General features: G+C 38.8%; 21 protein-coding genes. 6 read left to right on the top strand and 15 right to left on the bottom strand.

The annotated features are described in order from the left end of the window. The first annotated feature begins 83 nt into the window (after nucleotides 1-83). Nucleotides 84-845, top strand: coding sequence for a hypothetical protein (locus E5Y90_RS15790; protein ID WP_163146444.1), 762 nt, complete (start codon nucleotides 84-86; stop codon nucleotides 843-845). Between the two features lie 77 nt (nucleotides 846-922). On the opposite strand, the gene E5Y90_RS15785 is transcribed toward E5Y90_RS15790, so the two are convergent. From E5Y90_RS15785 to E5Y90_RS15770, 4 genes are all read right to left on the bottom strand, one after another. Next, the gene (locus E5Y90_RS15785) at nucleotides 923-1,441 is read right to left on the bottom strand and encodes a hypothetical protein (protein ID WP_163146443.1); all 519 of its coding nucleotides are present in this window, start codon (nucleotides 1,439-1,441) and stop codon (nucleotides 923-925) included. 154 nt (nucleotides 1,442-1,595) lie between these two features. Next, nucleotides 1,596-1,982, bottom strand: a complete 387-nt coding sequence (locus E5Y90_RS15780) for an H-NS family nucleoid-associated regulatory protein (protein ID WP_163146442.1) — start codon at nucleotides 1,980-1,982, stop codon at nucleotides 1,596-1,598. A gap of 101 nt (nucleotides 1,983-2,083) precedes the next feature. Next, the gene (locus E5Y90_RS15775) at nucleotides 2,084-2,560 is read right to left on the bottom strand and encodes a DUF2726 domain-containing protein (protein ID WP_163146441.1); all 477 of its coding nucleotides are present in this window, start codon (nucleotides 2,558-2,560) and stop codon (nucleotides 2,084-2,086) included. A gap of 18 nt (nucleotides 2,561-2,578) precedes the next feature. After that, nucleotides 2,579-3,895, bottom strand: a complete 1,317-nt coding sequence (locus tag E5Y90_RS15770) for a hypothetical protein (protein WP_163146440.1) — start codon at nucleotides 3,893-3,895, stop codon at nucleotides 2,579-2,581. Between the two features lie 215 nt (nucleotides 3,896-4,110). Between E5Y90_RS15770 and E5Y90_RS15765 the strand changes: the two genes are divergently transcribed. After that, nucleotides 4,111-5,019: a hypothetical protein gene (locus tag E5Y90_RS15765; protein WP_174660642.1), complete on the top strand. Its 909-nt coding sequence runs from the start codon at nucleotides 4,111-4,113 to the stop codon at nucleotides 5,017-5,019. Between the two features lie 65 nt (nucleotides 5,020-5,084). Here the strand turns inward: E5Y90_RS15765 and E5Y90_RS15760 are convergent, their stop codons facing one another. Continuing rightward, nucleotides 5,085-6,332, bottom strand: a complete 1,248-nt coding sequence (locus tag E5Y90_RS15760) for a hypothetical protein (protein ID WP_163146438.1) — start codon at nucleotides 6,330-6,332, stop codon at nucleotides 5,085-5,087. 488 nt (nucleotides 6,333-6,820) lie between these two features. On the opposite strand from E5Y90_RS15760, the gene E5Y90_RS15755 reads away from it, so the two are divergent. The 3 genes from E5Y90_RS15755 to E5Y90_RS15745 all read left to right on the top strand — a co-directional run bounded on the left by E5Y90_RS15755 (nucleotide 6,821) and on the right by E5Y90_RS15745 (nucleotide 10,132). After that, the gene (locus E5Y90_RS15755; RefSeq protein ID WP_217485949.1) at nucleotides 6,821-7,489 is read left to right on the top strand and encodes a hypothetical protein; all 669 of its coding nucleotides are present in this window, start codon (nucleotides 6,821-6,823) and stop codon (nucleotides 7,487-7,489) included. Further along, nucleotides 7,489-8,304 carry a hypothetical protein gene (locus tag E5Y90_RS15750; protein WP_163146436.1) on the top strand — a complete coding sequence of 272 codons (816 nt, stop codon included), beginning with the start codon at nucleotides 7,489-7,491 and terminating at the stop codon, nucleotides 8,302-8,304. Before E5Y90_RS15755 ends, E5Y90_RS15750 begins: the two co-directional genes overlap by 1 nt. Nucleotides 8,305-9,457: 1,153 nt before the next feature. Continuing rightward, nucleotides 9,458-10,132: a hypothetical protein gene (locus tag E5Y90_RS15745; protein ID WP_163146435.1), complete on the top strand. Its 675-nt coding sequence runs from the start codon at nucleotides 9,458-9,460 to the stop codon at nucleotides 10,130-10,132. A gap of 11 nt (nucleotides 10,133-10,143) precedes the next feature. Here the strand turns inward: E5Y90_RS15745 and E5Y90_RS15740 are convergent, their stop codons facing one another. The 5 genes from E5Y90_RS15740 to E5Y90_RS15720 form a co-directional block, all read right to left on the bottom strand. Further along, nucleotides 10,144-11,181, bottom strand: a complete 1,038-nt coding sequence (locus E5Y90_RS15740; RefSeq protein ID WP_163146434.1) for a hypothetical protein — start codon at nucleotides 11,179-11,181, stop codon at nucleotides 10,144-10,146. A 9-nt stretch (nucleotides 11,182-11,190) separates the two neighbouring features. Further along, a complete protein-coding gene (locus tag E5Y90_RS15735; RefSeq protein WP_163146433.1) occupies nucleotides 11,191-11,616 on the bottom strand; it encodes a hypothetical protein in 426 nt (141 codons plus the stop codon). Between the two features lie 75 nt (nucleotides 11,617-11,691). Continuing rightward, entirely contained in the window at nucleotides 11,692-12,597 is a 906-nt protein-coding gene (locus E5Y90_RS15730; RefSeq protein WP_163146432.1) for a hypothetical protein, read from the bottom strand. Nucleotides 12,598-12,675: 78 nt separating this feature from the next. After that, the gene (locus E5Y90_RS15725) at nucleotides 12,676-14,076 is read right to left on the bottom strand and encodes a hypothetical protein (protein WP_163146431.1); all 1,401 of its coding nucleotides are present in this window, start codon (nucleotides 14,074-14,076) and stop codon (nucleotides 12,676-12,678) included. A gap of 17 nt (nucleotides 14,077-14,093) precedes the next feature. Further along, nucleotides 14,094-14,699: a hypothetical protein gene (locus E5Y90_RS15720; RefSeq protein WP_163146430.1), complete on the bottom strand. Its 606-nt coding sequence runs from the start codon at nucleotides 14,697-14,699 to the stop codon at nucleotides 14,094-14,096. A 224-nt stretch (nucleotides 14,700-14,923) separates the two neighbouring features. On the opposite strand from E5Y90_RS15720, the gene E5Y90_RS15715 reads away from it, so the two are divergent. Next, nucleotides 14,924-15,610, top strand: coding sequence for a hypothetical protein (locus E5Y90_RS15715; RefSeq protein WP_174660641.1), 687 nt, complete (start codon nucleotides 14,924-14,926; stop codon nucleotides 15,608-15,610). A 75-nt stretch (nucleotides 15,611-15,685) separates the two neighbouring features. On the opposite strand, the gene E5Y90_RS15710 is transcribed toward E5Y90_RS15715, so the two are convergent. From E5Y90_RS15710 to E5Y90_RS15690, 5 genes are all read right to left on the bottom strand, one after another. After that, on the bottom strand, nucleotides 15,686-16,129 hold the full coding sequence (locus tag E5Y90_RS15710; protein ID WP_163146428.1) for a hypothetical protein: 444 nt from the start codon (nucleotides 16,127-16,129) through the stop codon (nucleotides 15,686-15,688). Nucleotides 16,130-16,189: 60 nt separating this feature from the next. Then, complete coding sequence (locus E5Y90_RS15705) at nucleotides 16,190-17,470, bottom strand: glutathionylspermidine synthase family protein (protein WP_163146427.1); 1,281 nt, start codon at nucleotides 17,468-17,470, stop codon at nucleotides 16,190-16,192. 76 nt (nucleotides 17,471-17,546) lie between these two features. Beyond that, nucleotides 17,547-18,284, bottom strand: coding sequence for a hypothetical protein (locus E5Y90_RS15700; RefSeq protein WP_163146426.1), 738 nt, complete (start codon nucleotides 18,282-18,284; stop codon nucleotides 17,547-17,549). A gap of 16 nt (nucleotides 18,285-18,300) precedes the next feature. Then, on the bottom strand, nucleotides 18,301-18,648 hold the full coding sequence (locus E5Y90_RS15695) for a DMT family transporter (protein WP_163146425.1): 348 nt from the start codon (nucleotides 18,646-18,648) through the stop codon (nucleotides 18,301-18,303). A 101-nt stretch (nucleotides 18,649-18,749) separates the two neighbouring features. Further along, complete coding sequence (locus E5Y90_RS15690; protein WP_163146424.1) at nucleotides 18,750-20,153, bottom strand: hypothetical protein; 1,404 nt, start codon at nucleotides 20,151-20,153, stop codon at nucleotides 18,750-18,752. Nucleotides 20,154-20,324: the final 171 nt, after the last annotated feature.

Genomic DNA, 20,324 nt, shown 5'->3' with positions numbered 1-20,324 from the left:
GCCTTGCGGTTCAGTTAGACCACTATGTTTTTAATAAACAACTAATTAGGTAGGCGAATTTATCCCTACTCAAGTGAGTAACGATGACAACAGATAATCAACCAAAGAAAGCACCTGTGAAATCTCAGGTGGCAAGCACTAAAGCAGCTCCAACTCAAACATCAAAACCACAACAACCAAAAGGACCAAGTAAGGCTCCAATCATTGTTTTAGGTGTTTCTACGGTATTCCTTCTTGCGGTCGTAGCCTTTGCTATGTTCCAGAACAGCAAAATTAAGAGCGAGCGAAATCAAATCCTTGCTGCCTATAATGAAACACAGGTGGTTCCGAATCTTTGTCAGGAAGGCAATAACTCAATCTGCTTATACGGTAAAACGACTGCTGTTGATGATTATTTAATGATTCTTTCACGCACGTTACAGGTTAAGCCAAGTACCAGTTACGACATTATGCTTGAGGTGGTTCCAACCAAATTAGCCCCTCAGGAAGCTGCGGTGAATACTGATTGTCGTCCGAACAACCATCATCTTTATATCTGTCAGCGTATGACGACCTCAAATCCTAAAAAGCTGATCGAAAGCTTGTTAGGTTCGTATGACAACCTGAATCCAAACATCGAATACAGCGTTTCATTGATCTTAACACCACGCGCTACATTGATCGCTGACGATTCACAACCACAAAATATGCAGATGGCTCCAAATGCTGTGGGTACAGTTCCACAGCCAATGCCACAACCACAAGAAGGTCAGGTTGTAGAGGGTCAAGCTCCTGTAGAGGGTCAAGCTCCTGTAGAGGTTCAAGCTCCTGTAGAGGGTCAGGATGTAGTTCAGCAACCGGCTTAAAAATTTTTAGATATAAAAAATGCCACCTGATCGGTGGCATTTTTTATATTTTATATTTTGTGCAGCACTTCATTTCACTATTGATATTGATTATTAGTAATTGAAGAAATCGGGCTGATACCGCGATTCTGGCAGAACATAGTAGCCAGAGCCAAAACTAATGCCAGGAAACAGAACTGGAACAGGCAAATAATAGCGAGCTGCGCCATGCTGCCGTACATTGAATTACTTAATAATTGTAGAATTAGGAAATAAAGAAGGAGTAACCCGGTGAAATAAGCAGTGTTGGCGAATAGTCGCTGATGCCATCCCGCCCAGAATGCGAGGAAAAAGCCGTAAATACTAAAACTTTTGATAATCCGGGCAACTTCTAATACCTGTCCTTTTGACGCATCAGACCAATTACAAGCTACTATAATAAGCAGCAATAAAATGGTGATGATATTGAACAAGTGGTATCCAAATTCTGTCGCAATGATTTTCCATCCCGAAGCAACAGTACCATCAGCTAGGCGTGTGCTTAGACCAATAATTTTATCCTTCTGCGGTTTAACCGCTTTCGCGTCATGGACGCTTTCATTTTGATTTGATTGCATAGGTTGACTACTCTACGTTAATTTTTGGCAACTATAATATTGAGTAATAAGTTGGCATTCTCATATTATGGGTTAAAATCTATTTAAAACCATAGTAAAAGATCAAAAAAAACCCTCAAAAAAACTGAGGGCTTCTTAATAAGAGTGTGTCCGATTAAATACGGAACTCTTCTAAGATCGTAGAAACGTCTACACCACGCTCTTGAGCAATATTATTCAACCAACGTGGCGGCTTACCGCGACCAGTCCAGGTTTCTTTTTCATTTGCCTTGTTACGGTAAACAGGCACTACAGGGGTACGACGTTTAGAAGATTTTTTCTTTTCAGCAATATATTCATCATATTTAGCACGGAGGGCTTCTAAGTTTTCAAAACCTAATGCCTGAGCTTGAGATTCCATTACCTCATATAAGCCAATAACTTCTTCACGCTCTTTATTTTGCAATTCAATTTCAATTTGGTGCTGCATATCTTTTAACTGTTCTACTGTTAGATTACTCAAATCAATATCTTCTGCTTTTGTCTCTTTTAAATTAGACATGATTCACTCCAATTATATAACTTTAATATGTAATACAGATTTTGCGTACATTTAAAACTATTACTATATTTAATGCAATAAACAATAAACTTATATTGAAACTAAATTGCATTTCTAATTGCTTTTTTAAGCTCACTAATACTAGGACGCTCGGTAAATCGAATAACTGGAATACCGGCACTATTTAATAAAGTGTCTCGTTTAATATCACGCTCTTTATGATAAAGATGACTGCGATCATCTAATTCAAGAACAAGTACCGGGTTGAAATCTTTATCACACAGACAATAATCACATGCTGCACGATTAAATTCATTTCTTCGCGCAATATTGCGAGTTGTAATCATAGAGTTAAAACTTACCTGGCATAAAACAATTAAATTAGAAGGGCATGCTTTAACTAAATCGTAATACATAGGTCTTTCTTTTACTGTAAGAATTTTCTTCGCTTTAATATCAGTATAAATTTTCTTACAGTTTTCAAAGCCAATACGTTTCTTTGGCTTAATCATTAACCAAATTAAAATAAGCCCTGATACGATTGAAACTGTCAAAAAAACTGAGCCAACCAGTGTCATAAAATTAAACCTAAAACATCAAGTTAATCTGATGGCAGTGCCATCGGCGTTCCTTCTTCCCTGATTATCGTACTTTTCTATGAGCTTGTCAGGACTATAGAGTTCAAAACCCGAAATCCTTAAATATTCTAGGGTTTCAGATACCAATTTGATTAGATCATCAAAGCTGAAAGACTGTCTATATTCAAACTTGCTGAGTGTGCGTTTTTCGACATTATAAACAAAGATAAATCGCCCATTAGCACTATCGTTGCTGAGTGAAAATAAGACTAAATTTGCGAATGTCCAAATTGTATCCTGGGTACAGGGGATTAATTCAAAATCTTTGCCATCGTATGCAAAAATATCACGAATAATTACAGTAGGTAATATATCGTTAATCTGTTTAATTATTGATGGAATATCTATTAAATGTACTTTAAGAGAATAATCAAATGCCACTAGAGGTATATATTCAATATTCAGCAATTCTGGGAAATCCAAAACACGATTAATATTTAATGGCATGGTAGTACGCTTCACAAATATTTCTAAGGAAAGCGGGTCAATCCATACATCAATATTCTTAAAAGTATCTGATTCCACAAAACAATCAATGAAGCTATTGTCGTATTTCAGAACAAATGAATTATCAAAGTCTATATATTCTATACACTTATTATTTTTAAAACTTTCATAGATTTTAGCTTCATTCGACACCCATATTTCGATGCCATTAAAACGCTGATTAGAACAAGCGACAACTATTTTGGTTGCATCTATTCCCAAAAATTTAGAGAAAGCATTAATTAGGTCAGTAGGGGAAAGAAAGCTATTATAAATTTCCTGGATTATTTCAAAATCCTGTTCATCAAATTCAGGACGGATAAACGCAAAATGATTCTGATAAGTTGGAGAAAGGAAATATAAATCATAGTCATATCTGGCAATCTTGGCAGCATGGTTTTTCCACTGGATTGCAAGTAAAGGAAGCCCTTTCCGGCTGCTGACAATACTGCTGATCTTTTCTTTAATTTTCGCCAGGAAAATATGTAAATCTTTACGAGTATTCTCTTCTTTATAGATTAGCTTTTTTGCATCTTCAAAATCAGGGGTGTTTGAGGTAATCAGAGTTTGCTTTTCATAGCTCATGTTTAAACGAGCCTGGACATTAGACTCAATTTTCTTCAACCAATCCACGCGCTTAATCATGTTAAACCGGGAATCATAGTCAAACTGAACTAAAGGGATACCCGCAGCCAATTTAGCCTTTTGTAATTTTTCTTGAAATTGATAGAACTTTTTATCTTGTTCGATGCGTTCAATTTCATCAGGAGTGAGTAGCTCTGAAACCATCAAATCAACCCTTAAATAGTGGTTTTTGGTGTGTAATTAATGGCATTCACATTATCAAAACTGTTGATAAAAACCTAGATATAATCAACATATATATTACAAATTTAAAGCGACTAATTTACGGTTTAGATTGTTTTTATTTTTAGTGATTAAACTGCTATATTTACTTGGCTTTTAATAACTTGAGCTTTCAGCCAAGATTGGAAAATATTTATATGTTTAAACACACTTTTTTAGCACTAAGTTTAAGTAGTTTGTTGAGCAGTGTAACTTTCGCAGAAAAGGCACAAGACAATACACAACCTCAGGAAAGCAAAGAAAAAAATATTGCGCCTGTATCTTCGGCCAAGCTGCCTGAAAAATACCCGACACCAGATGAAATCGACAAATTAATGCGTATCCATTTCCCGAAGGAATGGGCGCAGAAGCAAGCTACTCAAAATAAACCTGAAACATCAAAATCTGTTACTCAGGAATCTGTGAAAACCCCAATGAAAGCCTCAGAGAAGGTAAAGCCAAAAGCTCCTATGACTGCACCGGTGCAATCAACTCCGGCAAAAGATACGATTCGGGTCCGTCAGATCACTGCGGGTAAAACAGCTAAACAAAAACTTAGTGAGCATAAGGCAACCGATATACAAAAAATGGGGGTCAACCTCAAGTACAGGTACAATCCGAAGTTGTACACATTGCTGCCAGACAATGTAAAAAATATTGGTCTGATCGGGCGGGTAAACTACACAAGTGTTGGCTCGCTGCGGATTTATCGAGACGTTTCCAGTAAAGCTTTAGCTGATGCCTATTTCCAGAACCATCAACGCCATAGTGAATTGTTCTCGGCTTACTTGGCTCGCAAAATCACCTTGAATGATGGTGTTATCGGGAAAAAGGTCACGCTTTACAAAGCATTTATTGATGAACTTGGGTACAAGTTTGCTGATACCCCGGTGCGGTCTGTTCGATCTGCCAAAGAAGCAGAAGAGAAGTATCTCTATATTATGCTGCGCTTAACGCCAAGTGACCGGATTCTTTTCTGGAAATACATTAACACCATGCGTACCGGTGATACGGTAAATCTACCAGTAGGTCTAACCATTGCTGATATTTTGACTGCGGATATCTAAATCAGTGCAGCATTAAAAAAGGTCGTGAATTTCACGACCTTTTTTAGTGTCACCATTGATGATGATTACTGGCTTGAGTGGTTTGCTTTCTGCAATTCCAACACGTTTGCTTCTGGGTTATAGCTACCATCATCACCCCCCATTAAAGTACGCAAATCTTCCGGTTCATAAGGACGATCTTCTTGTACAGCTACAGGTGTATCTACTGCCGTTTTTACTGCCAAAGCAGCTTCTTCTTGCTTTTGTTGTGATTCAGCTAAAATCTTAGTCAAACTTACATCGGCATGTTCATAGCGATTGTCTTTTACTACAGGCGTATCCTCGTCAACCAATTGTGGCTGTGCTGTATTTTCGGCAACAAATTTCAAGTGCTTTGAGTTGATATAGTCTTGAAGGACCGAAGGTGAGTAAGTGATATAACACTCTTCAATCGTCTCTGTGTCGAGGTTGTACACGATATAGATTGGCAAGCCTTGTCGAGTTTCACTTGTAATGTGGATTCGGTGCTGACCTTGCTGTTCATGCTGTGCAATCAGGATATCCAGATATTCAGGCGTAGTTACTGTATTCAATACAAACTGACGCGCTTTGATCTGGGTCACTTCAATATCAAGTACCAGATGACGAAGGTTGTTCAAATGGTTGTCTGGAATTTCATTGAATGCAGTTACATACCAGGTGGTGAAATTACCGACACCAATTAGACTGCCTTTATGTTGATACCCGAATGGGATTTGTTCAATATCTCCACGATCTACATGCGCAATAACAGAAGGTGTATAGTCATCACCCCAATTAAAGTCGTGCATTGGACCACTTGGGAAAGACATTTTTTCGTATTCTTCACCCAGAAGGTCAGATGACAGGTTCAGCTTTGGAGATTGCTGCGAATAGATTTTGCTTTGATCAAGCAGGATGCCATTGATTTTGAATGCGTTGAAGTCCTGGCAAAAACGGCAGACATGATAGAAAGAAGTCGAAAGGACAGCTACAGATTCATCAAAGTTTACGAGCAAGTATGCAACGTCAGTTTCATCATCTTTTTTCAGGCTGATAGAGTAAAAACCAAAGGCATTTGTCGGAACCAGTTGCTTACGCAGCATTAAGTGATCTTGTAAGGGATTAGCCTCATAGAAGATGCTGCCACTGAACCGCAAATTGGTTGCCTTGATGATACGGCGCGGTTGAAAGAAAGGATATAGACCACTTTCAATAATAATCAGGGTTTCAACAGGAACAGAGAGGGTTTGACCTAACAGGTCTACTTCACCGATGGTTAGCAAACCACCATCGTTACCGGAAATTTTTATCATTGAATGATAACTCCATTGTTTTATATAGCAGTGGCTAAATGCTCACTATGTTTTTTCTGTGGCTGAAAGCCCACAATTAATTCGTCCTTATTCTGACTTAAAACAAAGCAAAAATATAGTTCAATATAAAATTTTTGGCATAGCAGTATGTGCCTATAAATTAATCTATGAAGTCGGTTTAAACTATTTTTTAAACTGGTTAAAAATATGGATTAAATATAGTTAGATACTTCACAAATCAATTACTTTTAATATACTACCGCTATCGCAGTTGTTTACGCGACGATTTCTAAAACATAAGAGCAAAATCAATGTCAAATTAACCGGGGAAACTCAAAAGAAGAATTAAAGGCTCTTGTGGAAAATGAATTTCATATTCATGCTTCTTTTTAAGCAGAAGTTTTTTTTAAGTCTTTCATGCTCAGTCATGGTAGATTTACACCTGACCCAAGTGGCGTAGTCATTGGGAAAAATAGTCTTAGGAAATAATGATGAAAAAGGCATTAATTTTAGGTCTGCTGTCAGCGACCTGTTTGATAACAACAACTGCTATGGCAGAAGTGCGGGTTAGCTTTTCTCACACTGAGGTTCCAAGTAAAGCCCCTATATTCGCCCAACAGTTAGAATCAAGCTATCAGCTCCCACCGCAATATGTGGATTTAAAAGAGCAACGTCTGGCGAAAGACGTAGGCAACCAAGTTATTAGCACACCAAAATCGGCATTAAAGCCTGGTAAAAACTGGTTTGGTCTAAACCATGAACGTGTCTATGCGTATCTGGACCAATACCCAGAAGTTAAAGAGCTAGTTATCAGTTATATGTACCGTCAGGGCATTACAAACTTCTTGGATGTGAAAAACTTTGTCACCGTTCAGCAAGCTGTAGATGATGAACTGACTTATGACTTCCTGAATAAACGATGGTTCATTAACGATCTTAAACAGTACGTTCAAGACGAAAACCATCCATTCGTGAAGTACCACAAGTCACGTATGACCCCAGAACATTTCCAACTGTTCCAACGCGCCCTGAATAGCCAACCGGCACAGGAAAATGCAGTGATCAATATTAAAACATTAGTAGTTCACGGTATGGTTCTTCAAGACTTCTATGACCGTAAACTCCCTACAGCAAACATCAACGGAGCTGACCTATAATGAAACTTAAAAAATTAGCTATTGCTTTAGGTGCTGCGGTCGCTCTTACGACTTTCACCGGTGCATTCAAGGTAAGTGAACTCAGCCTGAATAAAGGTTTGTCAGATAACATCACTATCATTCAGCCAGAATTAGCGGGTGAGCTGTCTAAGCACTTCCTGTCAAACGATATTAAGGACATTTACCTGAATGTACGTGATCTGGAAACCAAGCATATTTATGATCGCTTGCCACAGACATACAAGTACAACATTAATGCTTACTTGCATCGTACTTCTCTGGAAAATGCGCTTGCCGGTTCACCTCTGAAACGTGGGGATGAAGTAGAAAAGATTTCTCTGTTACAAATCATTGAAGAGAATAACCCCAGCACTGAAAATATCCGTACCAATGAAGATTACCTGACTGTGCTTCGTGCTATGTATCAGGATGTTTTCGATTATCATTTCGCCGTTGCATTGTTAGAGAAAAAAGGGAATACCGTTAAGGCAACTTTCACGAACTTCTCTCAATACAAGATCAATGCCATTCGCGGTAATTTGCGTATTCTGGACAGTGAAAATGGCAATGTGATCTATGATGGTCAGTTCAAGCAACGCTTCGCTTTACCGATTTCAAGCGACCGTATGATCAAATTCTCTGAAACCGTGAAGATCGACAATCCACACTTTGCCAACATCCCAAGTGAACGTCTAGTGTACCAAGCTAAAGTACAGGAAGTGGCTTTGGATAATGGTAAATACCTGAATATCCAACAGATATATGATAAGCAAACGGAAAAGCAAGTGGTTAAGCCAACCCGCCAACACCCATAAACTATAGTCTTCTTGGTAAACCTCGCTCCGGCGGGGTTTTATTATTTTAGGTTGTCATGTTCTGTATATACAGAAACCAGTTTTCAATAAATTAACTTATGCCATGTTTTAAAGTAATAATTATTCATGCTATTTAGTGTATTTTTATATAGTTCTACTAATCTAAATTAATGGTATTTTAAAGATAAATAAACTTCACAGACTATCGGATTTAATATGGGCGGGGAACTGCAAAACAATCTTTTCTTTATGAGCCGTAAAGTATCGAACTTTTTGAGCTATGAATTGTCGTATAATTATCAGGTCGTAAACTGGACATTAAACTCTTAAACTTTAACAATAGAGTTGTAAACTCAAAAGGTATTCAAAAATGGAAAAATTTGCTAAAACATTAGCAGTTAGTTTAATAGTATCTGTATTTATTATGACAATATTAGTTTTACTAGATGTATTCTAAAATTAGTTTACATCTATTATGTCAAAAATCGCTTTATAGTTCTAAATCCAAGTTTGATTAAGTTTAGAACTATAATGTAAATTTATTCAAAACACATGATCTAAGCTATTAATTTTAGATTGCATCAGTTCAAGACTTTAATGTGAAAAGAACCGATGATTTTGTAAGTTAGCTAAAATTAGCTTTTCCACGACTTACTTCATATAGCTAAAATATCACTTTATTCGGATAAATAAATTTACAAAACCTAGAATAGTTTTTTTAAACTCACCATCAACCTGTTTAGTAGATGGAAGCAATATAACAATTATAAAAAATATGAAGCTTGGATACATCAACCAACTGGTTACATTTTCATTTACTAAGTAGTAGTTAAAAGCCTGTAAAGAAAATAAAACCAATGCTAATAACATACATATCAAAAAATAAAAAAAGCAAACTTTTTCATAAATAACATATTTTCTTTATCCTTTTTAAAATACCTTATCTACACATTCAAACACTTTCCCAAGAAAATGAATAAAACATTCTACCACAATATTTTTTATTTTATAAAATACCAAAAAAACTACTTATTAGGTGATTTAATTACCAAAAAAGTAATTATAAAACAAAAAGATAACCTTGTGCGGTGATTGAAAATCAACTCTCTAATTCTTTATGATAATAGGTACTGAATTGGTGATTTTTTAGAGTATGAAAAGCATTTATGATGTTCGATTAGAAAACTTGAAGCATATTTTGAATTTTATAAAACGTAAAGATTTAAGTACCATTATCGACACTGAATATAACCTTCTAAATCAATATCTGGGTGCTAATGCCAAGAAAAAAATTGGCCCAAAAATCGCAGCAAAAATTAATACAGGTTTAAATCTTCCTGAGAATTGGATGGATACACCTCATACTTTAAATCAGGTGAAACTTGCACTGAATAGCCAACTAGAAATTGAAGATGAAATAGATTCTTTTAATTTGCTTGATATTCTTACCATCAAGGCACAGAAGAATAGTAATCTACGAATAGATTTTAGTGTGGAATATACTCTGGAAGATATTCTTAAAAAGTACAGTAAAATTCGTCATGCTGAATACTTATTAAAGACTTCAAAACTTTTCTTAATAGAAGGGAATAGTACAAAATCTTTCTATCGGAATGGACAGCTTATAGGTTGCTCGAAAATTTCAGATATTAAACCTGGTGCAGATGTATTAATTATTTTGCAGAATGGTGATGTAGCATTTTCAGAGTTTTTATATGAACGATTTGATTATCTGAACTTTATGAATGGACTTAAAGAGCGCGAAATATTTTCTAAACAAGAGATTCAGTATATTGCACCGATAGACTTTGTGATGATGCCAAACTGAATCATATATTTTTAATTTGCATACATCTTTTTAGTGCACTCTGAATTATTTCTGATCTTATCACTCCACTCTATTAGTTCATTCACATTTTCTGGCTTTACTGTATTTTCAATATTCGCCAACCAACAAGTCGTATCATGAGTCGGGTCCTGAGAAGCGTACTTAGCTCTGAATGAGATTAGGTTTTGGGTAACAGAAGAGGCAATTTTCGGATATTGCACATACAAAAAACCAATACTGTATACATCAGCAAACGCTTCCTTCCAAAGCACTGATTTTCCTGCTTCAACATAATAGGTTTCTACATCATCGACTAAAATAGCCGAACGGAACTGTGGTGCAATTGCATGAGTACCAATGACTATGTTGTGAGGGTGCTTCGGGTCCACCCGGTCGAGATTAAATGTAGCAAAGTCACGTTTAATATCTAAACAGTGGGCCAACTCATGAACCATGATCATCAATTTTGGAATGTCGATATCGGTTTTTACATTTGGTAGATTTACCGCAACTGCATTAGTCATGTCCTGAATGCTCTCACCATTATAATTAAGTTTACAGTGCGCATTTTCAAGCGTAATAGAAGCTCCTGAGCTGTTAGGCAAATTCAGCCGGCTCATGGCCCAGGAGTTCTTAGTATTACCTAGACGAATAAGAACATTATGATCTCTACCTATCGCTTTCACTATCCCAAACTCTTTACTTTGAGCGTCTAGTAAGTTCTGTTTCTTAAACACTGTCATGTCACGCAGCTTATCTGCATTTGCAGTTAGGTATGCAGATGCGAAGATCAGCATAAACACGCCACAAACGCCGAATATGAAGCTAGGGCTTGTATTAAAAGGCAGGCTTGGGCTGACATACCAAATAATGTAAAAGAAGCTCACTATTAATAGAATAATCGGCAATAAAATATTTAACGCCATCCAATTATGCGCAATGTAGGCAAATTGAATAGTAAGGGCATTGGCACAGACCACTAACACAGCCAGGCTGATCAGAAATAAAATAGCGTGTACTGTTTTACGTTTTGATTCAGTCTGGCTCATATCATGTCCTTATATGCGGTGTTTATAGCGTTCAGCGTCAATGGGCGCGTACAGCTCTTTCATACGCTTATAGGTGGAACCTTTTAGGCTAGATGAACTAAGTTTTTTATTTGCCATCAGCTCGTTATCAAGTATTTCTTCTAACTCATCCCAATGATCTACAAGCACTTCCCAATATTTAGAGACAGGGCGCATGATAGACAAGTGCTCACGCATTTCTGGAACCTGTCGCAATAGTTTTACACAGCGATTTAAATCACTGCCATCAAGAGGATGTTGAGATGCTTCATACGCTTTGATTTTTGCAGTTTTTCCCTTGCTCATGATCGTAGCTGCAAGGCATTTACTAGATAAACCTGTATCTCCCTGGATAAGCCAGGCCATTAGTCGGTCAATCGTTTCTTGGGAAACAAGTACCTGTGTAGCAATTGTCATTGTTATATTCCTTAAAATAACAATACCAATAAAATCTATTGGCATTGAAGGATTTTGTTTGGAGTGTATTCAGGCTTACTTCTTCAACTGGAAAGTACGCTTGCGAATCACATTGATTGGTTTCTTCGCCGGCGGTTCCGCAGCAGCAGAAGAGGACTGGCGATTACCGCTAGGCTTCTTGAACTGTGGTTTTACAGTAGCTTGAGCCTGTTTCTGCTTTTCCTTCGCTTTAGGCTTTGGTGCTTCTTCCGCAATAGTTTCCGGTTGTGGCTTAGTATTATCAATAATGGTTACTTCACCAGCAGCAGCCATTTTCTTGATCTGACCAATGATCGTGTTATGTATCGTGATCTTGGTATTTTTTTCTCTAATAGACCGTGCGCGATTAGTCAAGTAATTACTTAGACGACGACATTCCCGAATAACCTCAATAGGGGCATAACCAAATTCATTGAGCATTTTCTCGTCTGTCACAGGTTCAAGTTGTGCCGGGTCTGGTTTAAAACTGACACCGCGATCTTCCAGATTAAAGCCTTCCAGATGGGCTGCCTTGACTTGGAACCGATGGGTATGACCACCATAATTCACTGAAAGTACATTTTTCGTATCAGGTTTCGATTCATACGATTGTACATACAGAAGTTCAAGCTGTTTGGTATGGAACAGATGAAGCAATATTTGGGTATAGATCGTATGAGTATGATGACGCGCAAATTCAGCTTTTTGAGCTTTCTCTTTAGCAGCTTCAATCTGGCTTTCCAGTTCTTCATTCGGTTCTTGCAGTTGCAACTCTAAAAGGTACTGATCACACTTGAACTTTTCATAGTAGTTCCGTGTTTGAAGTTGGCGCAGCAAAAACAATAGCGTATCGAGATTTGGAGGGAGGTCGATTTTAGTGGTCGGCGTAAAAACTATATTTGGCAGTTTATTTAACTCAGACAGGTTAAAATTTTTCCTCTTCAAGTCTTTTTTCGTCAGCATATAAATGTCTTTTACTCTGTATGTACATTGTCCGGCAAGGGATTAACCCTTGCCATATTCACGCGCATTAAATGGTTTTTAAAAGGCTAAGTCCATTTCGCCCCATTGTTCCGCGTACTTAGTCGCCAACTCAATGTTGCATTGAGATTTAGCGATCTCAGACACAAAGAATACCTGACCTTTTGCTATATAGTCTACTCTTAAATCACATTCAATAGCTGCAAAATATTCAACGAATTTTTGCGAATATTCATCAAAGCTAGAATTGATTTTTTTACATTCAAATTCTGGCAATTGTGCAATAAAACTTTGAACAATAATATTGTCTTTTTTGTTTAGCAAAAGTTCATCAATCGCGCTCTTGATGGTCATTCCAAGTATATGAAACTCTGACGAACGCACTGCATAAGTACCGCTTTCGCCATAGATAATCGCCCATAATTCAATGTCGCATTCTGGGGAGGTTTTTCTGGCATTTTCAAGTTGATTTAAAGCATAACTAAAGCAGTGATTTAATGAAAATTCGGCTTGATGAAATTGGGTCAGGTTGTAGCTGAAATTCAGCTCCGGGCAGAACTGGTGCTTAAAACCAAGTTCAGGGTGAGCATAGTCGATACCAAAATTGGCAAGCAGAATGTTCTTGGTATGTTCTTTCGCCCTCGGAAATGGTCTGACTAAGCTACTAATAAAATTAAATCGGCTCCCGAATAACTCCACGATATGCTCATTGCGTATGGTGGAATCCAGATTTCCATAGAGCGGATTTTTCAGGGTATGGCGAAGTTCTTGATAGAAATTCAAGCCGATCTCAGCACCGGTATGGTCAGCAATATGCTTAAAGTCCTCAATCCACTTTGCAATCTCTTCAATACTGCGTGAGTTTTGAAAAATATGCTGAAACTGGTACAGCAGGGCATTAAATACCGCATGCTTGGCAGTGGCTCCTTCAAAGCGGGTCGAAGTCTGCGCCCAACGGATAGGCAAGTTATGACCGATATGCAACCTGATACGCGCTACACCATTTTTCATGTCGATATAGAACGTCTCGCCTGATTTATCGCCCACAGAAACTAGCTCTATGCAGAAATATTCAGTCGGATATTCAGCATCCGGGGTACACAAGAAGAATAAGGAACCGGTGAGAGTATTCGGCTGATAATCCTTGTCCACATTTTTATTTAATACATTGAACGGCTCAAACTTGTCTGGGCCATGATAAGCCTTGTTTGGCTTTGTCAGATAAGCAAAAGGGATAACTTCGCCTAGAAGAGAAAGCTGCCCTATGCCATTTGCAAAGTGCTCAAATAACTCTGAAAAAGAGAGTTTCGGGTACTGATGAAAATGATTGCGAACCACCTGGACGGCTAAAGCATATTTTGAATGATCTGTGAAAACAGTAGTTTCTTCAATTTCCACAGTTCGCAAAGCATTACAGTACGGATGGGCTTCAAAGAAGCCCTCGTATGTCTTATTTGTCATATTAAACCCATACCAGATTAAGCAACTGCTTGGTATTGGTCGCAGTCATAACCATTTGCGGAAGCTTTAAAAGCTTGTTGATCAAGAGCTTCTACAGCTAAGTCCAGATACTTGTCTGTAAGGTGAATGACCTGGAAATAGTGACGGTAAAACTCGTGTTTTGCCATTTGGGTATTGTCTAGTGGATTAACAAAACGATCATTAGCAAGGTTGCGATTGACTTCTGGCAAGAATGAATTGATCAGAAAGCATTTTTCATCTTTATTAGTAAAGATATGGTCGATTTCAACAAGACTATTTTCTTCCAGAAATTTGAGAGTTTCGCGTAAACGCTTCATTTCTTTTAAGTGGAAGTAAGGTTGGAATTTGATAGGTTTCAGGTTTACCAATACTTTCTCGAAGCCAAATACATTATGTATTAGGCGAGTAAGGAAATTTGCATCTAAACCGGTGCGTTGAGCGAGAAGGTTAGCTACAGTCATACTAATTTGGTGATGGGCTTGTTTAATTTCTTGATCGACCTTAGAGAGTAAGGCATGTTTTTCGACCATAGAAAGGTTCATTTCGGCTTTGATCTGTTCTTTACTTTGAATAGCAGCAACGTAAATTAATTGTTCTTGCACGATTGAATCCACCTGACAGGACGGGATATATGTATATTGCGGGAGCTAATATATAGTATTTTAGCAATTGCTCTAAATCTTAATTTTATATAAAAAATATTGGCAAAGATACACAAGTTCACAGGATTATTCCTATAAAGCTCGATTCGGCTGTATGCTATATTTATCAATACTTTTAGCGATTTTGTGCACCAAAAATGGATGTTTCTAGCCGTGATCGGAGTGTGTTTTCATATCTTCCGGGAGACCTGTTTGAAAAAAGCAATGTGCAAGAATTTACAATTTTGCATGTGGATGACCGCGCTGTGTATGGCGCACTCAAAGATGAAAACGGCATAGGATTGAAGAAATATCCGCACCTCACCGCCTTGATGGATGATGGTTTTGAGCCAAACCAAGAATACCTCGAAGTCGAAAAGGAAGTCCTTGAAAAGTTCAGCCTATATGCTCCGCGCAGACTGGAAGATGGAACCTGGGCTGCACTCACTCGTCTGGTCGCAACTACGGCGATCTGCGTAAATTATGATGCAGACGGTATGGGGATTTCGATGTATGAAAGTCGATACTGTTTCAGCAATACTCAGGTATTACCGCACTATGGGAATGCGAGCTATTGGTTGGCACAGCTCAAGAATCAGGAAAGCCTACCTGTAGGCAACTGCGCATTCCGGGGTAGGTTGGGTACACAACCCTTGCTAGATATGGAATACACGCGAAATTACTATGCAATGATGGCGTACTTATATGAAGAACCAAGCCTGGAAGGTCTGAATATCCAACAAGTCGCTGATATGGTGATGCGCGAAGTTTTGGATGAATTTTTACCGGCGCACCTAAAAGCAACAAAATCTCTGAAAGTGCCTGAGAGTTTTACCCCGCGCTACCATAAGAACCAGTACCTATTTATATGAAAAACCTATAAATCAAAAAAAACCACGGTTTTTACGCCGTGGCTGCATATCTACTTAGCTCTAAGAACTGAATTACTAAGCAGATTGTATAAGGGCTTGAATCATTGCCTGATGCGCAAAGACAATGCGATCTTGAATATCCTCAATGTCTAAATCATTAAACTCTTGCTCTGCCTTTTGCAGCATTTCCAGACTTGGTTGCATAGGCATCAAGTAGTAGCCCTCAGGAATAGCTTTAGACTTAGCACACTCCAACCATGATTGGAGACAGCCGGTGACATGCTCTGCATGCTCCTGAATCTGGTCATCAAAATGAGGGTCGTCAATATCTGCTTCACCAATTGCAGTCCAGTCCGGCTGATAGGAGCCAGTGCCATCAGAACACTCGGACCATTTCAGAAAGTCCATTCGCCCACCCATATTGACGTAATTCTCTTCAAAGAGTGGACGTTCATGCTTTAACACAAGGATGCCAAACTCGAATTGTTCCTGTTGATTCTGTTTTGATTGGTTTTCCATAATTTTTCCTTTAAATATTCCACACGTTATTCCGAAATACGGATTTTTTCTAAAGAGTTATTACTCGAACATATAGCGGTACTGATCTTCGTACTCTTCTGGCACAAAGATATGGCTCGCAAAGAAAGCATCATTGCCTGTCACAAGGTTCTTATCTTCACGAATGGACATGCCACACGCCTTGTCACCAATAATCCATGACCCGATGATTGGACGCATACCATCTTCATACACCGGGATATCGTGCCATTTCTGGTACATATAGCCCCATTGCAAATAATCCTTAACGAAGTGACTGCCTTGAGCTAAACGGTCCTCTATAGTCACGCCAAAGCGTTTAGCAACCTTGTTTACATTGCTCCCTTCACGCCCATGTATCACTTTCTTACACCAGTCACCGCCCTGAATCTTTTTAAAATCTTCCTCACAGTACGATTCCAGAAGGTAAGGGTGATTTGGGAACATTTGCCATAAGCGAACTAACATGGCTTTGTTCGATAGCAACATTTTCCAAGCTGGTTCCATCCAACGAGTAGGCGTTTCAACGATGTTGCGACCGAATTTTTCTCGCGTCATCCATTCCCAGGGGTAGAGCTTGAAAATGTTATCAATGGAATATCCATCCATATCAATGAACAGCTTGGTATCCGTGAAGCCAATATCATTCATCTGGATTTCTTTCACATCCATGCCGGCGCGAACTGCTGTATCCATAACATAGATCAGGTTGCCCCAATCCTCGTGACGGAACCCGCCACTGGCAGCAAAGTGAAGCAGGGTGTTTGGCTTAAATCGTTTTTGCCAGGTTTCAATAAGGGTTTCATCAATCAGGTTGTATTGAATCCGCAGCTCTTTTGGGAAAGTAAGATCACCGTTAATGGCAAGCTGTGGCGGTAGCTCTGTAAGCTGCTCTACATAGTTCCATTGCGCAACGGAACATTCGAGAATGGAGACAGGTGTATCGCCGTTGTACTCCAACATCTTAATGCCATTGGAACCGTCTGCATTTTTATTGAATACCAGATCGAAACGACCGTATAACGATGGGTCTTTACGCTTCCACGATTGTTCAATCAAAGGAATAGAAAATTCATCAAGACAGAAATAGTCTGGGTAGTCACCAGACTTCACCATCTGATCGACCATTGCCACCGACATATCATGCAGCTCTTGAGTGGCTTGTTGAATCTGGTCAATCTGAGTTTCTGACAAGATATAGACTTTACCTTCTTGCCAGTAAGGTAGATTTTTGGGACCTGATGGTAGGTTCCAGTAGTTAAACCCGATTTTTTCTAACTCTTCCGGGTAGTTTTGACGAATAGGAAAGTAATAAGGTTTCATTTTAATGTCTTAGCAAATATTTAGATTTCAGTTGTTATATGTTCAGACCGCCGTTAGACGGTCTGATTCAGGGGTATTAACCACCTGAGCTGACAGCCCCACCGAAGCCACCGCGAGATACTGAGCTATAAGACGCAGTAGGGCGAGAGCTTGTATAAGATGACGTTGTTTTGGTTGATGCAGAATACGAAGGTGTGGATTTAACCGTATTGCTTGAACCAGAAACAGGTGAACCGGAACGAGCTGTATTGCTTGAACCGGCAACAGCAGCAGCCGTAGAACCGCCACGACCACCACCTGAGCTAGAACTTTGTTGTTCATCCTTAGGACGGCTGTACGCATAGTTGTTGGCGTTGTTGTAGCGTTGAGCTGAATAAGAGCTGTTTGCCAGACCTGATCGGGAATTTGAAGATGATGCCAACATTGCACCCACCGCAGCACCGGCAAGCGCACCCATTAATACTGTACCACCGCTAAAACCAGATTCTTCGGCTTGAGCCTGGGCTTGTTCTGGATTGGTGTCATGTAATTGAACCAATGCAATCCAGTCATCTAGTGAACCGGTATAACCCTTAGACTTCGCTTCATCATAACTAGCAAGGAGCTTATCAGCGTTATCATCTGGTGCAGCATCAATTCCATTTTCGTCAATAGCAGCGACTTCCTGAGTATAGGAGCCATCATCATTCACCATGACTTCGCTTTCAGTATTTGGCACAGCTAAACGCGCATGATCATCATTGCTTGAACAGCCAGCTAATACAAACACCGGAACAATAGAAAGGACAATACTTTTCTTAAAATGTTTCTTCATTTGGTTTCCCACCAACTTAAACATCAATATTGGAAAATTGAGCAATGATTGTTAGCCCAACCACGATAAATCCAATGCCAATCCATGCCGGGGTATCAATACGCTGACCTAAAAAAGTTTGTGCAAGGAACGCCGTAGCGATCACGCCAATACCAGACCATAACGTATAAAGAATGCCGGCTTGCATGTACTTCAAGGCAATGGCACAACAAATAAAGGAGCCTAAATAAAGCAGTCCGGCAATCCCTTGACTAATTTTGTCCTCAAGACCATTGGCTTTTGCTGAAAAGAAGGTTGAGAGAACATCAGTAGCAATAGCTCCTAACAACCACGTAACACCAATGGCTCCTTTTGAAAGCTCCATTTAAAAACCCCAATATATTTTTAAAATTTCTATCTCAATGCCCGAACACATCAGGGCGGTACTACCACGGCGTACAAATACACCGTATCTTTTAATATTGCTTATGCGATCTTTTTCTTTGAACTGGTCCAGACAGTTAGCTGTTCAGTCGATGTTGGCTTCCATGCAGCCAGTTCTTTTTTAAACTTCTCGTAGACAGATTTAAGCTGATCTACAGTAGCTTTCTTTTCAGCTTTGGCTTTATTCAAGCGGTCATTCCAACTCATGTCTTTCGGGGTAAAGATGCGATTTGAATGCTTACCCACCACCATTAGGCTTGTAGCAGTGTCTAAGGCTCTAAGCTCAAGCACGGCATGTTCATAGCGGGTTCTTTCAGATTCAGCCTTAATGCGTAGACCAGAATCATCAATCTCAAGAGGTGGATGCTTTTTACCAGGACAAATCGTTTTACGTGGTGCGCCGTTGGCATCAGTAATCGTGATGTTATGATCTATCACTACAGCTTTAGAGTTGCCAAATTTCTTATTGCAGTAACCGCATGTCCATGTGTAGAACACGGTGTTTTCCGGTTCTAGGGATGCAGCAGATTTCTCAATACGGTGTGACAGATAGTTGTAGGCAAGAAAGAAACAGAACACATTACTGATGAAACCCTGTAGTTCAAACATCATTTTGCGGTGAGCTTCATTATCAAATGAGTGTTTAATGTCGATTGCTGCGATCTGGCGATTATGGCGACCAATCAAAGACACATTGATAATGTTATTGCCAACAGATTCGAGCTTTTTCAGAATACTGGTATAGCGGATATTATGCTCTACAGTCGAATACGTTATTTTGATCTGGCGGTAGTAATAATCCCAACCATTAATCAGCATGGTTTCTAAATATCCATGTACTGCATTCAACTCTTCTTCGGTAATAGAATCGAATCGGAGTGATTTGGCTAATATGCGGTGAGCATTTAAAACAGGGTCATTTTTCTTGTGCTTTAACACTGCGGAACGGCTTACACTATCTAATAGGTAAGGGTAGGAGCCAATATCCTTAATGACTGGTTTTTTGGCTTCCTTATCAAGAGCCGGTCTTTCATTCCGGGGTTTTAATAAACCTTCGCAAACAGATATTACTCTACTGATGTGTGTTAAATCTTCGCTTAGAAAGCGCAATATTTCATCATTATATGGACGTAAATTGCTCGCTTCAAATTCTTTCAATTTGGTAAAAGCGTGTTTATAGCTTGATATTCCACTAAACTCTATCTGATTAATTTCAAAAAAGTAGCAAGATTCTTTCAGAGCCAGGTTTTGAACAATAATATTTAAAAGGCTACTGATCGCCAGAATATGTCGGTCGGCACAATCTGTATATACAACACCCTGGTTATATCCAAATGCAAACAGTCTTAACGCCGTTCTTGCCGGCTCAATAATATTTTTAGGAGCATACTGTGATGCTAACGACAGAAATACAGGAATGTCTCGTTTACCAAAACTGGCTTTCATAACTTACTCTTATTGCTTTAAAATGTTCGCACACGGCAGAACGATCAATCTTCATTGAAGTTTGAATAATATCATAATAAGGCCCATATATTTTGGTTTAAAATGCCTTTTTTAAATCATTTTTTTAATGCTATTCTGCGTTCCGTTAATACATAAAATGCTAAGGTTTAA

Source organism: Acinetobacter sp. 10FS3-1 (genome assembly GCF_013343215.1).
GTDB classification, from domain to species: domain Bacteria; phylum Pseudomonadota; class Gammaproteobacteria; order Pseudomonadales; family Moraxellaceae; genus Acinetobacter; species Acinetobacter lwoffii_C.
This window is presented reverse-complemented; position numbering and strand designations above follow the sequence as displayed.

Coding starts and splice junctions, on each gene's coding strand:
- E5Y90_RS15760 (WP_163146438.1), bottom strand. CDS start 6,332: ATGATAAAAATTTCCGGTAACGATGGTGGTTTGCTAACCATCGGTGAA.
- E5Y90_RS15775 (WP_163146441.1), bottom strand. CDS start 2,560: ATGACACTGGTTGGCTCAGTTTTTTTGACAGTTTCAATCGTATCAGGG.
- E5Y90_RS15765 (WP_174660642.1), top strand. CDS start 4,111: ATGTTTAAACACACTTTTTTAGCACTAAGTTTAAGTAGTTTGTTGAGC.
- E5Y90_RS15750 (WP_163146436.1), top strand. CDS start 7,489: ATGAAACTTAAAAAATTAGCTATTGCTTTAGGTGCTGCGGTCGCTCTT.
- E5Y90_RS15780 (WP_163146442.1), bottom strand. CDS start 1,982: ATGTCTAATTTAAAAGAGACAAAAGCAGAAGATATTGATTTGAGTAAT.
- E5Y90_RS15730 (WP_163146432.1), bottom strand. CDS start 12,597: ATGCTGACGAAAAAAGACTTGAAGAGGAAAAATTTTAACCTGTCTGAG.
- E5Y90_RS15785 (WP_163146443.1), bottom strand. CDS start 1,441: ATGCAATCAAATCAAAATGAAAGCGTCCATGACGCGAAAGCGGTTAAA.
- E5Y90_RS15740 (WP_163146434.1), bottom strand. CDS start 11,181: ATGAGCCAGACTGAATCAAAACGTAAAACAGTACACGCTATTTTATTT.
- E5Y90_RS15790 (WP_163146444.1), top strand. CDS start 84: ATGACAACAGATAATCAACCAAAGAAAGCACCTGTGAAATCTCAGGTG.
- E5Y90_RS15700 (WP_163146426.1), bottom strand. CDS start 18,284: ATGAAGAAACATTTTAAGAAAAGTATTGTCCTTTCTATTGTTCCGGTG.
- E5Y90_RS15705 (WP_163146427.1), bottom strand. CDS start 17,470: ATGAAACCTTATTACTTTCCTATTCGTCAAAACTACCCGGAAGAGTTA.
- E5Y90_RS15690 (WP_163146424.1), bottom strand. CDS start 20,153: ATGAAAGCCAGTTTTGGTAAACGAGACATTCCTGTATTTCTGTCGTTA.
- E5Y90_RS15710 (WP_163146428.1), bottom strand. CDS start 16,129: ATGGAAAACCAATCAAAACAGAATCAACAGGAACAATTCGAGTTTGGC.
- E5Y90_RS15695 (WP_163146425.1), bottom strand. CDS start 18,648: ATGGAGCTTTCAAAAGGAGCCATTGGTGTTACGTGGTTGTTAGGAGCT.
- E5Y90_RS15770 (WP_163146440.1), bottom strand. CDS start 3,895: ATGGTTTCAGAGCTACTCACTCCTGATGAAATTGAACGCATCGAACAA.
- E5Y90_RS15735 (WP_163146433.1), bottom strand. CDS start 11,616: ATGACAATTGCTACACAGGTACTTGTTTCCCAAGAAACGATTGACCGA.
- E5Y90_RS15755 (WP_217485949.1), top strand. CDS start 6,821: ATGATGAAAAAGGCATTAATTTTAGGTCTGCTGTCAGCGACCTGTTTG.
- E5Y90_RS15745 (WP_163146435.1), top strand. CDS start 9,458: ATGAAAAGCATTTATGATGTTCGATTAGAAAACTTGAAGCATATTTTG.
- E5Y90_RS15725 (WP_163146431.1), bottom strand. CDS start 14,076: ATGACAAATAAGACATACGAGGGCTTCTTTGAAGCCCATCCGTACTGT.